The organism is Kitasatospora sp. NPDC005751 (assembly GCF_040630835.1).
Lineage (GTDB): Bacteria > Actinomycetota > Actinomycetes > Streptomycetales > Streptomycetaceae > Kitasatospora.
Map to the genome: position 1 here is coordinate 1 of NZ_JBEXYC010000099.1, position 14317 is coordinate 14317.

Below are 14317 nucleotides of genomic sequence, written 5' to 3' on the forward strand. Positions count from 1 at the left end.
TGGAGGCGGTGCTGGCGGCGGAGTTGGCCGGGATCGTGCCGCGGGCGGGTCGTGTTCCGATGATCTCGACGGTGACGGGCGAGTGGTTGTCCGGTTCGGAGGTGGATGCGGGCTACTGGTTCGCGAATCTGCGGCGGATGGTTCGTTTCGAGGAGGCGGTCCGCACCCTGCTGGGTGGCGGTTACGGCTCGTTCGTGGAGGTCTCGACGCACCCGGTCCTCACCGCGGCGGTGGCGGAGACGGCCGAGGACGCCGGTGTCGCCGATGTCCTGACGGTGGGCACGCTGGAGCGCGACAACGCGGGCGCCACCCGCCTCCTCACGGCGTTCGCGCAGGCCTACGTCGGCGGCCTGTCGGTCGACTGGAAGACGGTGCTGCCCGCCGCCGAGACGGTGGAGCTGCCGACCTACGCCTTCCAGCGCCAGCGGTACTGGCTCCAGGCCCCGGCCCGGACCGTCACCGTCGGCGGGGACGGCTCCGGCACGGCGGCGGAAGCGCAGTTCTGGGCCGCCGTCGAGGGCGGCGACCTGGCCCGGCTGGCGGACACCCTGGCGATCGAGGACCAGCAGCGCCTCGCCGAGGTGCTGCCCGCACTGGCGTCCTGGCGCCGCCGGGAGCAGGACCGCTCGGTCACGGAGGCCTGGCGCTACCGGGTGACCTGGGCCCCGGTGACGGAGCAGTCCGCCGCCGCGCCCGCCGGTCGCTGGCTGGTCGTCACCCCGAGCGGTACCGCCGACGAGGCCTTGGCCCGGCAGTGCACGGCGGCCCTGACCGCCCGCGGCGCCGAGGCGGTGTCCCTCGACGTCCCGGCCGGGACGGTCGACCGGGCGGACCTCGCCGCACTGCTCGCCGAGGCGCTGCCGGACGGCGGGGAGCTGTCCGGCGTGCTGTCGCTGCTGGCGACCGACGAGACCCCCCTGCCGGCCCACCCGGCGGTGTCCACCGGCCTCGGCACGACGCTCGCGCTCGTCCAGGCCCTCGGCGACGCCGGGGTGGCCGCGCCGCTCTGGGTCGCCACCCGTGGCGCCGTCGCGGCCACGCCGGGCGAGGTGCCGGCCGGTCCGGCGCAGGCCCAGGTCTGGGGCCTCGGCCGGGTCGTCGCACTTGAACACCCCGACCGCTGGGGCGGTCTGATCGACCTGCCCGAGGTGCTGGACGACCGGGCGGGCACCCAGCTGGCCGCCGTGCTGGCCGGCTGCGGCGAGGACCAGGTCGCCATCCGGCAGACCGGTGTGCTGGGCCGTCGCCTGACCCGCGCGCCGCAGCCCAAGGCGGGCCGGGACTGGACGCCGGGTGGCACCGCCCTGGTCACCGGCGGCACCGACGCCATCGGTGGGCACGTCGCCCGCTGGCTGGCCGACCGCGGTGCGTCCCGGCTGGTGCTGAGCAGCGCCGCGGGTCCCGCCGCTCCCGGTGTCGCCACGCTGGCGGCCGAACTGGCCGCCCGGGGCTCCCGGGTGGACGTGCTGGCCTGCGACGCGGCCGACCGGTCCGAGCTGGCCGGCCTGCTCGACCGGATCGCCACGACCGGCCCCGCGCTGTCCTCCGTCCTGCACCTCGCGGAGGCCATCGACAACCAGCCGGTCGAGAACCTCGGCCTCGCGGACCTCGCCGCCGTGCTCGCGGTCAAGGCGGAGGCCGCGCGGTGGCTGGACGAGCTGACCGCCGACCTGGACCTCGACGCCTTCGTCCTGTTCTCCTCGGTCGCCGCCGTCTGGGGCGGTGGCCAGCAGCCCGGATTCTCCGCCGCCAACGCCTCCCTGGACGCCCTGGCGGAGCGCCGGCTGGCCCGGGGCCTGGCCGCCACCTCGGTGGCCTGGGGCCCGTGGAGCGTCGGCGCGATGGGCTCCGGGGACGACGCGGCCCAGCTGGAGCGGCGCGGGCTGCGGCTGCTGGGCCCCGACCCGGCCACCCGCGCGCTGTCCCGGATCCTGGACGGCGGCGAGGCACTGACGACGGTCGTCGACGTGGACTGGGCGCGGTTCGCCCCGCCGTTCACGCTGCGCCGGCGCAGCCCGCTGATCGAGCACCTGCCCGAGGTCGCCGGGGCGCTGGCCGGCGACGGGCCCGACCCGGCCGTCGACCGGGAGGCCGGCACGCCCCTGCGCCGGCAGCTGGCCGACCTGCCGGCCGCCGAGCAGGACCGCACGCTGGTCACCCTGGTCCGGGCCGAGGCCGCCGCGGTGCTGGAGTACTCCTCGCCGGAGGCCATCGGCAGCGGCCGGGCCTTCAGCGAGCTGGGCTTCGACTCGCTGACCGCCGTCGAGCTCCGCAACCGGCTGGGCGCCGCCACCGGCCTCAAGCTGCCCGCCACGCTGCTCTTCGACTACCCGAGCCCGGTGGTGCTGGCCGGCTACCTGCGGACCGAGCTGCTGGGCGACCGGACCGCGAACGCCGGTGCGGTCGCCGTCACCGGCCGGGCGGCGGCGGACGACGACCCGGTGGTCATCGTCGGCATGGGCTGCCGCTTCCCCGGCGGGGTGCGGAGCCCGGAGGAGCTCTGGGAGATCCTCGACTCGGGCACGGACGCGATCGGTGCCTTCCCGCAGGACCGCGGCTGGGACCTGGACGGCCTCTACGACCCGGACCCGGAGAACCCCGGCACGGCGTACGTGCGTCAGGGCGGATTCGTCTACAACGCGGCCGAGTTCGACGCCGGCTTCTTCGGCATCAGCCCCCGCGAGGCGCTGGCCATGGACCCGCAGCAGCGGCTCCTGCTGGAGACTTCCTGGGAGGCCCTGGAGCGGGCCGGCATCTCCCAGGCGGCGCTGCGCGGCAGCCGCACCGGCGTGTTCGCGGGTGCGAGCTACGCGGGGTACGGCCTGGTCGGGCCGGACGCCTCGGAGGGCCTGGAGGCGCACCTGCTGACGGGCACCACGACCAGCGTGCTCTCCGGCCGGGTGGCCTACACCTTCGGCCTGGAGGGCCCCGCGGTCACCGTCGACACGGCCTGCTCGTCGGCCCTGGTCGCGGTCAACCTGGCCAGTCAGGCGCTGCGTTCGGGCGAGTGCTCGCTGGCGCTCGCCGGTGGTGCGTTCATCGCCTCCACGCCGGACCTCTTCGTCTGGGTGAGCAAGCAGCGGGGGCTGTCCCCCGACGGCCGGTCGAAGTCGTTCTCGGCCGGGGCGGACGGCATGGGCATCGCCGAGGGCGCGGGCATGGTGGTGCTGGAGCGCCTCTCCGACGCCCGCCGCAACGGGCATCCGGTACTGGCCGTGGTGCGCGGCTCCGCGGTGAACCAGGACGGCGCGTCGAACGGTCTGACCGCGCCGAACGGCCCCTCGCAGCAGCGGGTGATCCGCGCGGCCCTGGCCGACGCCGGGCTGACCACCGCCGACGTGGACGTGGTCGAGGCGCACGGGTCCGGCACGGTGCTCGGCGACCCGATCGAGGCCCAGGCGGTGATCGCCACCTACGGCCAGGACCGGCCGGAGGGCCGGCCGATGTGGCTGGGGTCGGTGAAGTCCAACATCGGTCACACCCAGGGCGCGGCCGGTGTCAGCGGTCTGATCAAGATGGTGCTGGCGCTGCAGCACAGGAACCTGCCGGCCACGCTGCACGCGGACGAGCCCTCGCCGTACGTGGACTGGTCGGCCGGGGACGTCCGGCTGCTCACGGAGTCGCGGCCGTGGGAGACGGACGGACGGCCGCGCCGGGCCGGGGTGTCCTCCTTCGGGGTCAGCGGCACCAACGCCCACCTGATCCTGGAGGAGGCCCCCGAGCCGGCGGCCGTCGAGGCGCCCGCCGGGGATGACCCGGCCCCGGCCCTCTTCGACGCCCCCGGCGCCGGCGCCTGGGTGGTGTCCGGGCGGACGGCGGACGGTCTGCGCAGGCAGGCGGCCCGGCTGGGCGAGTACCTGGCGGCCCGGCCCGGGCTCGACCCGGCGGACGTGGCCTGGTCGCTGGCGGCGACCCGCTCGGTGTACGAGTACCGGGCCGTGGTGACCGGCACCGACCGCGCCGAGCTGGCCGAGGGCCTGGCCGCGGTGGCCGCCGGGGAGCACGCCCCCGGGGTGGTCGCCGGCACGACCGCGGCCACCGAGGCGAGCGAGGCGGTCTTCGTCTTCCCCGGGCAGGGCGCCCAGTGGGAGGGCATGGGCCGGGAGCTGCTGGCGGTCTCGCCGGTGTTCGCGGCCCGGCTCGCCGAGTGCGAGCGGGCCCTGGCCCCGCACGTCGACTGGTCGTTGACCGAGGTGCTGGCCGGTGCGGACGGCGCGCCCGCGCTGGACCGCGCCGATGTCGTCCAGCCGGCGCTGTGGGCGGTGATGGTGTCGCTGGCCGCCGTCTGGGAGGCCGCCGGCGTCACCCCGGGTGCGGTGGTCGGCCACTCGCAGGGCGAGATCGCGGCCGCGACGGTGGCCGGGATCCTGACGCTCGAGGACGCGGCCGAGGTGGTGACGGTCCGCAGCCGGGCGCTGTCCGGGCTCGGCACCGGCGGCGGGATGCTGTCGGTCGTCATGCCCGTCGCGGCGGTGCGCGAGGTACTGGCCCCGTGGGGCGACCGGCTGGCGGTCGCCGCGGTGAACGGGCCCGCCGCCACCGTGGTCTCCGGCGAGACCGAGGCGCTGGCGGAGTTCGGCGCCGAGCTGGCGGCCCGGCGGGTGATGCGCTGGCCGATCCCGGTGACCGACTTCGTGGCGCACTCGGCCGGGGTCGAGGAACTGGAAGGCGTGCTGACCGAGCGGCTGGCGGGGATCCGGCCGGGAGCCGGGCGGGTCCCGCTGTTCTCCACGGTCGAGTGCCGCTGGATGAACGGCCCGGAGCTGGACGCCGGTTACTGGTTCGCCAACGTCCGCCGCACGGTCCGCTTCGACGAGGCGGTCCGGGAGCTGGCCGCGGCCGGGAACCGGACCTTCGTCGAGGTCTCCCCGCAGCCGGTGCTGACCACCGGGATCGCCGACACGATCGAGGACCTGGGCACGGCCGGCGTCCCGGTGATCACCGGGACGCTGGACCGCGAGAACAGCGGCCCGCGCCGACTGCTCGCGGCGTTCGCCCAGGTGCACGTCGGCGGCACGCCCGTCGACTGGCGCAGGGTCCTGCCCGCCGGGCGGCGCACCGACCTGCCCACCTACGCCTTCCAGCACCAGCGCTACTGGCTCACCGGCTCCCGCGCGGCCGCGCCGGTCGCGGCCGGCGGGGACGGCACGTCGTCGGAGGCCGAGGCCCGGTTCTGGGCCGCCGTCGAGGGCGGCGACCTCCAGCAGCTCGCCGACACGCTCGCCGTGGACGGACAGCGCTCCTTCGGCGAGGTGCTCCCGTCGCTGGCGTCCTGGCGGCGCCGCGAACGGGACCGGGACGTCACCGGCGCCTGGCGCTACCGGGTCGCCTGGGCCCCCGTCACCGACCCGGCCCCGGCCAAGCCGGCCGGCACCTGGCTGGTGGCCGTCCCGGCGCACCGCAGCGGCCGCACCGCGGACCTCGTCGAGGCGTGCGTCCGCGCGCTGGCCGCGCGGGGTGCCCGGGTCGAGGTCGTCGAGGTCGAGACCGGGACGGCACGGCGCGAGCCGCTGGCCGCCGACCTCGCCCGGGCACTGCGCGACGCCACCGACGAGGCCGCGCCGCGCGTGACCGGCGTGGTGTCGCTGCTCGGCCTGGACGAGACACCGCTCGCGGAGCGGCCCGTGGTGCCGGCCGGCCTGGCAGCCGGCCTGGCCCTGCTGCAGGCACTGGCCGACGCCGCGATCACCGCCCCGCTGTGGACGCTCACCTCCGGGGCGGTCGCCACCGGCCCGGGCGACCCGCTGACCAACCCCGTGCAGGCGCAGGTCTGGGGCCTCGGCCGGGTCGTCTTCCTGGAACAGCCGGACCGCTGGGGCGGTCTGATCGACCTGCCCGCCGTGCTCGACGACCGGGCGGCGAGCCGCCTGTGCACCGTCCTCGCCGGCTGCGGTGAGGACGAGGTGGCGATCCGCCCCGCCGGGATCCTCGGCCGCCGCCTGACCCGGGCCCCGCAGCCCGCGCCCGGCCCGGACTGGACGCCGCGCGGCACCGTGCTGATCACCGGCGGGACCGGAGCGGTCGGCGGGCACGTGGCCCGCTGGCTGGCCGGCCGCGCCGAGCGGATCGTGCTGGCCAGCCGCTCCGGAGCCGCCGCCCGGGGCGCCGTGGCCCTGGCCGCGGGTCTGGCGGCCGCCGGGACGGACGTCGAGATCAGCTGCTGCGACAGCGCGGAGCGCGCCGACCTCGCCGGGGTGATCGACCGGATCGCCGCGGGCGGCCCGCCGCTGACCGCCGTCCTGCACACCGCCGGTGTGCTCGACGACGGCGTCCTCGACGGCCTCGACAACGACCGGCTGGCCAGTGCCCTCGCGCCCAAGGCCGCCGGCGCCGTCCATCTCGACGAGCTCACCGCGGACCTCGACCTCGACGCGTTCGTGCTGTTCTCCTCGGCCGCCGCCACCTTCGGCGGCGCGGGCCAGGCCAACTACTCGGCCGCCAACGCCTTCCTGGACGCGCTGGCGGAGCACCGGCGCTCCCGCGGCCTGCCGGCCCGCTCGGTGGCCTGGGGCCCCTGGGCCGGCGAGGGCGTGTCCGGCGGCAGCGAGGCGGCCCGGCAGCGGCTGCGCCGCAACCGCTGGGAGGTCCTGATGGACCCCGAGCTCGCGGTCAAGGCCCTGGGCGGCGTGCTGGCCGGCCCGGACACCGTGCTGACCGTCATGGACCTGGACTGGCCCGCCTTCGCGGCCGCGCCCGGCCAGGCCCAGATCCTGGACGTGCCGTTCCTGCGCGCCCTGCCGGACGCCCAGCGGCTGAAGGCGGCGCAGCGCACCGAGAGCGCCGGCGGACCGCAGGCCGAGGGCGAGCTGGCCCGGAGCCTGAGCGGCCTGTCGCGGGCCGAGCAGGACCGGATCCTGGTGGACACGATCCGCGACGAGGCGGCCGCCGTGCTCGGGCACGCGAGCTCCGACGACGTCGAGGCCGGGCGCGCCTTCAGCGAGCTGGGCTTCGACTCGCTGACCTCGGTCGAGCTGCGCAACCGGATCGCCACCGCGACCGGGCTGCGGCTGCCGACGACGCTGATGTTCGACTACCCCACCCCGACGGTGCTCGCCGAGCACCTGCGGACGGAGCTGCTCGGCGCCCTGGCCGGGCACGCGTCGGCGCGGGCCCTGCCGACGGCCGCCGTCTCCGACGACGAGCCGGTCGCCATCGTGGCGATGAGCTGCCGGTTCCCCGGCGGGCTCGACACCCCGGAGCAGCTCTGGGACCTGCTGGCGGTCGGCGGCGAGGGCATCTCCGGCCTCCCGCAGGACCGCGGCTGGGACGCGGAGGCCCTCTTCGACCCCGATCCGTCGCACGCCGGGACCAGCTACGCGCGGGAGGGCGGCTTCCTGCACCAGGCGAGCCGGTTCGACGCGGGCTTCTTCGGGATCAGCCCGCGCGAGGCGCTGGCGATGGACCCGCAGCAGCGGCTGATGCTCGAACTGTCCTGGGAGGCCCTGGAGTCCGCCGGACTCGACCCGGCCTCGCTGAGCGGCTCGCGCACCGGTGTGTTCATCGGCGGCTACTCGTCGAACTACGCGCTGGCCAGCATGCAGCTCGGCGGCCAGGACGGCGCCGCGCAGGTCGAGGGCCACCTGGTGACCGGCAACGCGACCAGCATCATCTCCGGCCGGGTCTCCTACGTCCTGGGCCTGGAGGGCCCGGCGCTCACGGTGGACACGGCCTGCTCGTCCTCGCTGGTGGCGCTGCACACGGCCGCCCGGTCGGTGCGGTCGGGCGAGTGCTCGCTGGCGCTGGTCGGCGGGGTCGCCGTGATGGCGACGCCGTGGGAGATGGTGGGCTTCGCCCGGCAGCGCGGACTGGCGGCGGACGGCCGCTCCAAGGCGTTCTCGGCCGCGGCCGACGGCATGGGCATGGGCGAGGGCGCCGGCATGGTGGTGCTGGAGCGGCTCTCCGACGCCCGCCGCAACGGGCACCGGGTGCTCGCGGTGGTGCGTGGTTCGGCGATCAACCAGGACGGCGCCTCCAACGGTCTGACGGCACCGAACGGTCCCTCGCAGCAGCGGGTGATCCGGGCGGCGCTGGCCAGTGGCGGGCTGACCGCCGCCGACGTGGACGCGGTGGAGGCGCACGGCACGGGCACCCCGCTCGGGGACCCGATCGAGGCGCAGGCCCTGCTGGCCACCTACGGCCAGGAACGCGCCGGGGAGCAGCCGCTGTGGCTGGGGTCGGTGAAGTCCAACATCGGGCACACCCAGGCCGCCGCCGGTATGGCCGGGGTGATCAAGATGGTGCTGGCGCTCCAGCACGAGGAGCTGCCGAGGACCCTGCACGTGGACGAGCCCTCGCCGCACGTGGACTGGTCGGCGGGCGAGGTGCGGCTGCTGGCCGAGCCGGTGCCGTGGCCCGCCGGGGACCGCCCGCGCCGGGCCGGTGTGTCGGCCTTCGGGATCAGCGGGACCAACGCGCACGTCATCGTCGAGGAGGCGCCGCCGGCCGTCGAGGCGGAGGAGGCACCCGAGGACCTCGACGCGGCGCCGGTGGTGTCGGGCGCCGGTGCGTGGCTCGTCTCCGGCCGGACGGCCGAGGGGCTGACGGCCCAGGCGGAGCGGCTGCACGACTGGGTGGCGGCGCGGCCGTCGGTGGACCTGGCGGATGTCGCGTGGTCGCTGGCGGCGACGCGGTCGGCGTTCGAGCACCGGGCGGTCGTGCTGGGTACCGGGCCGGCCGAACTGCTGGGTGGCCTGCGGAGCCTGGCCGCCGGGGCGTCTTCGGCCGCGGTGGTGTCGGGTGTGGCGCGGCCGGGTGCTCGGGTGGGTCTGGTCTTCGCCGGTCAGGGTTCGCAGTGGGTCGGCATGGGCCGGGGGCTGTACGAGGGCAGTGCGGTCTTCGCCGAGGTCTTCGACCGGGTGTGCGGGCTGCTGGAGCTGGAGTTGGGCGTCTCGGTCCGGGACGTGGTCCTGGGCGCCGAGGGTGTGGACGAGGCGCTGGCGAACCAGACGCTGTATGCGCAGGCCGGTCTGTTCGCCTTCGAGGTCGCTGTCGCGGCGGTCCTGGAGGCCGCCGGTCTGACGCCGGACGCGGTGGTCGGTCACTCGGTGGGCGAGGTCGCGGCCGCTTATGTGGCCGGGGTGCTGGCGCTGCCGGACGCGGTGCGGCTGGTGGCGGCGCGGGCTCGGTTGATGCAGGCGCTGCCGGCGGGCGGGGCGATGGCTGCGGTCAACGTCCCGGAGGCCGAGGTGCTGGCGGAGCTGGTGCCCGGGGTGGTGATCGCGGCGGTCAACGGCCCGGAGTCCGTGGTGGTTTCGGGTGAGGTCGAGGCCGTCGATCAGGTGGTGGAGCTGTGGCGTGAGCGGGGTCGCCGGGTGCGGCGGCTGCGGGTCTCGCACGCCTTCCACTCCCCGGCAATGGACCCGGTGATCGACGAACTCACCGCCGTCGCGGCCGGGTTGGAGTACCACCGGCCGAACCTGACGTGGGCGGGCGCGCTTTCGGGCGAGCTGGTCACCGAGCCCGGGGCGGGCTACTGGCCAGCGCAGACCCGCCAGGCGGTGCGCTTCGCCGACGCGGTGGCGACACTGGCCCGCCAGGGTGTCTCGGTGTTCGTCGAGGTCGGCCCCGACGGATCGCTCTCCTCGCTGGGCCCGGACATCGTGGCCGGTAGCGGGAGCGAGGGGGCGGTCTTCGTCCCGCTCCAGCGGCGGACCGACGAGAGCGTCACGAGCCTGCTGGCGGGGCTCGCCCGCGCGTACGTCAACGGTGCGACGGTGGAGTGGAGTTCGGTGCTGCCGACCGGTACGCCGGTCGAACTGCCCACCTACGCGTTCCGCCACCAGCGGTACTGGCCCAAGGGCGTGCAGACCCCGCCGAACGCCGGCGGGGACGGTACCGGCACGGCCGCCGAGGCGCAGTTCTGGTCCGCCGTCGACGGCGGGGACCTGGAGCAGCTCGCGGACACCCTGGCGATCGAGGACCAGCGGCAGCTCGCCGAGGTACTGCCCGCCCTGGCGTCCTGGCGCCGCCGGGCGCAGGACCGCTCGGTGACCGCGAACTGGCGGTACCGGGTCGGCTGGGCGCCGGTGGCCGACCCCGACCCGGCGGAGCTGGCCGGGCACTGGCTGCTGGTGGTCACGCCCGACCAGGCCGAGGAGGAGCTGACGCGGGACTGTGCGCGGGCGCTCGCCGCCCGGGGCGCGGAGGTGGTCACCATGGTGACCACGGAGACCACCGACCAGCAGCGGATGGCCGAGCGGATCGCCGCGACCCTGCCCGAGGCCGGAGTCGCCGGCGTCGTGTCGCTGCTGGCCCTGGACGAGACGCCGCTGCCCGGTCACCCGGTGCTGGCGAACGGCCTCGCCGGGACCCAGACCCTGATCCAGGCCCTCATCCTCCAGGGCGTCCACGCCCCGATGTGGGCGCTCACCCGCGGTGCGGTCGGTGCCACGCCGGACGAGGCGCCGACCAGCCCGGTGCAGGCCCAGAGCTGGGGCCTCGGCCGGGTCGCCACCCTGGAACACCCTGACCACGGCGGCGGGTTGATCGACCTCCCGGCCGAGTTCGACGAGCAGGCCGCGGCGCGGCTCTGCGCGGTGCTCGCCGAGTGCGGCGAGGACCAGGTCGCGATCCGGCCGGCCGGGATCTTCGGCCGCCGGCTCACCCGGGCCCCGCGACCCCGCGACGGCGCGGCGCAGTTCGTGCCGCGCGGCACCGTCCTGATCACCGGCGGGACCGGCGCGATCGGCGGCCACGTCGGGCGCTGGCTGGCCGGCCGGGGCGCCAAGCGGCTCGTCCTGACCAGCCGGTCCGGCGCCGGAGCGGCGGGGACGGCCGCGTTGGCCGCCGAGTTGGCGACGATCGGTGCCCAGGTCGACGTCTTCGCCTGCGACGCGGCCGAGGACGCCGCGCTGGCCGGGGTGATCGCCAGGATCGGTGCGGGCGGCCCGCCGCTGACCGCGGTCATGCACGCCGCCGGTCTGGCGCAGGCGACCGCGCTGGACGACGTCTCGGTGGAGGAACTGGCGACGGTCCTGGCCGCCAAGGCCGCGGGCGCCGCCAGCCTCGACCGGCTGACGGCCGGTCTGGAGCTGGACGCGTTCGTCCTGTTCTCCTCCATCGCCGCCACCTGGGGCAGTGGTCTCCAGGCCGGCTACGCCGCCGCCAACTCCTACCTGGACGCGCTGGCGGAGAACCGGCTGGCCCGGGGCCTGGCCGCCACCTCGGTGGCCTGGGGCCCGTGGGGCGGCGGCGGAATGACCGACGCGGAGGGCGCGGCCCAGATGACCCGCCGCGGTCTGCGCCTGATCGACCCCGACCAGGCGATCCGGGCGCTGGCCCAGGTGCTCGACGGCCGCGACCCGATGATGACCGTCGTGGACGTGGACTGGGCGCGCTTCGCGCCGCCGTTCACGCTGCGCCGGCCCAGCCCGCTGATCGAGAGCCTGCCCGAGGTCGTCGAGGTGCTGGCCGGGAAGGGCGGCGACACCGGTCCGGCCGAGTCGCCGGCCGGGAACGCGCTGGCACAGCAGCTGGCGGAACTGCCCCGGGTGGAACAGGACCGGTTGCTGACCGACCTGGTCCGGACCGAGGCCGCCGCCGTCCTGGGACACCCGAGCATCGAGTCCGTCGAGGCCGACCGGGCCTTCAACGACCTCGGAGCCGACTCGCTGACCGCCGTCGAACTGCGCGACCGGCTGGGCGCGGCCACCGGCCTGCGCCTGCCCAGCACCCTGCTGTTCGACTACCCCACCTCGGCCGCGCTCGCCGACCACCTGCGGGCCGGTCTGACCGAGGAGACCAGTCCGGCCCAGCCCGTGCTGGCCGAACTGGACAAGCTGGAGGGCATGCTCGCCGCTTTCGCCGGCGACGACGAATCCACGCTGATCACGAACCGCCTCGAAGTCGTCCTTTCCAAGTGGAAGGAGGCTCGGGCACAGACCGCCGAGACCGGAGTTGCGGAGAAGCTCGAATCGTCAACCGACGACGAAGTCTTCGATTTCATCGGCAAAGAACTCGGAATCCACTGACTCGGCCAACGCCGCGACTTCTTCGACGAGGTGACGTAAGTGAGCGAAGAGAAGCTCCGCTACTTCCTCAAGCGGGTGACCGCTAATCTGCACGAGACCCGGCAACGTTTGCAGGAACTGGAAACGGCCGGTGGTGAGCCCATCGCCATCGTCGGCATGAGCTGCCGCTTCCCCGGCGGGGTACGCGACCCCGAAGCCCTGTGGGAACTGCTGGACGCCCAGCGGGAATCGGTGGCCGGACTGCCCCAGGACCGGGGGTGGGCCTTCGGCGACGCCGACGACCCCGGATCCGGCGCCGCGGAGGTGCAGGCGGGCAACTTCGTCTACGACGCCACCCAGTTCGACGCCGGGTTCTTCGGGATCAGCCCGCGCGAGGCGCTGTCGATGGACCCGCAGCAGCGGCTGCTGCTCGAAGTGGCCTGGGAGGCGCTGGAGCGGGCCGGGATCGATCCCGCGTCGCTGCGCGGTTCGGCGACCGGCGTGTTCGCGGGCGCCTCCGCCTCCGGCTACGGCTGGATCACGGGCAAGCAGGGCGAGCTCGACGGCCACGTGATGACCGGCAACGCCACCAGCATCCTGTCCGGCCGGGTGTCCTACACGCTGGGCCTGGAGGGCCCGGCGGTGACGATCGACACCGCGTGCTCGTCGTCGCTGGTCTCCCTGCACCTGGCCGCGCAGGCGCTGCGCTCCGGCGAGTGCTCGATGGCCCTGGTCGGCGGCGCGTTCGTGGCGGCCACCCCGGTGCTGTTCACCGACTTCAGCCGCTCGCTGGGACTGTCTCCCGACGGGCGCTGCAAGACCTTCGGGGCCGGGGCGGACGGCATGGGCGTCGCCGAGGGCGCCGGGGTCGTGGTGGTGGAGAAGCTCTCCGACGCGCGCCGCAACGGGCACCGGGTGCTCGCGGTGGTACGCGGTTCGGCGATCAACCAGGACGGTGCGTCCAACGGTCTGACCGCTCCCAACGGCCCTTCGCAGCAGCGGGTGATCCGCGCGGCGCTGGCCAGCGCCAAGCTGTCGACGGCCGACGTCGACGTGGTGGAGGCGCACGGCACGGGTACCCCGCTGGGCGACCCGATCGAGGCCCAGGCGCTGCTGGCGACCTACGGCCAGAACCGGCCGGAGGAGCGGCCGCTGTGGCTGGGGTCGGTGAAGTCCAACATCGGGCACACCCAGCAGGCCGCCGGTATGGCCGGGATCATCAAGATGGTGCTGGCGCTCCAGCACGAGCGGCTGCCGGCGACGCTCCACGTGGCGGAGCCGACCCCGGAGGTCGACTGGTCGGCCGGTGAGGTGGAGCTGCTGGCCGAGCCGGTCCCGTGGCCGGCCGGGGAGCGGGTGCGCCGGGCCGGTGTGTCGGCCTTCGGGATGAGCGGCACCAACGTCCACATCATCCTGGAGGAGGCCCCGACCGGGGACGCCGAGACGGTGGAGACGCCGGCCGGGGACGCCGACGAGGCGGACGCCCTGGACGAGCCGGCCGCGGAGGTGGCGGCGGCTCCGGTCGCTCCGGCCCTGCTGGAGCTCGACGGGTCCACCGCGTGGGTGGTGTCGGGTCGGTCGGCGCAGGGGCTGACGGCTCAGGCGGGCCGGTTGCGGGAGTGGGTGTCGGCGCGGCCGTCGCTGGATCCGGTGGGTGTGGCGTGGTCGTTGGCGGCGACGCGGTCGGTGTTCGAGCACCGGGCGGTGGTGGTCGGTGGTGGTCGTGAGGAGTTGGTGTCGGGGCTGGGTGGCCTGGTGTCCGGGTCGGGTGCGGCCGGGGTGGTGTCGGGGGTTGCCCGTTCGGGTGGTCGGACGGCGTTCGTGTTCGCGGGTCAGGGTGCGCAGTGGGTTGGCATGGGCCGTGAACTGGTCTTGTGCAGTCCGGTGTTCGCGGCGCGTCTGGCGGAGTGTGAGGCGGCGCTGGCGCCGTATGTGCCGTGGTCGTTGAGTGAGGTTCTGGCGGGTGCCGAGGGTGCGCCGGGTCTGGACGCGGCTGATGTGGTGCAGCCGGTGCTGTGGGCGGTGATGGTGTCGCTGGCGGCGGTGTGGGAGGCCGCGGGCGTCACGCCGGACGCGGTGGTGGGTCATTCGCAGGGTGAGATCGCGGCGGCGACGGTGGCCGGGATGCTGTCCCTGGAGGATGGTGCGCGGGTGGTGGCGGTGCGGGCTCGGGCGCTGACGAGTTTGTCGGTGCAGGGTTCGATGGTGTCGGTGGTGATGCCGTCGCAGGCGGTGCGGGAGATCGTCGAGGGTTGGGGCGAGCGCCTGTCGGTCGCGGCGGTGAATGGCCCGGCTGCGGTGGTGGTGTCGGGTGAGCCGGAGGCGTTGTCGGAGTTCGAGCGTGAGTTGGCTTCGCGCAAGGTGTTGCG

At 75.5% G+C, this 14317-nt stretch carries 2 protein-coding genes; both read left to right on the forward strand.

What is annotated here, in order from left to right:
* Positions 1-8 precede the first annotated feature (8 nt).
* Positions 9-11969, forward strand: coding sequence for a type I polyketide synthase (locus tag ABZ497_RS35535; RefSeq protein WP_359811951.1), 11961 nt, complete (start codon positions 9-11; stop codon positions 11967-11969).
* 39 nt (positions 11970-12008) lie between these two features.
* The coding region (locus tag ABZ497_RS35540; protein WP_359811954.1) for a type I polyketide synthase at positions 12009-14317 on the forward strand (2309 nt) is incomplete at its 3' end.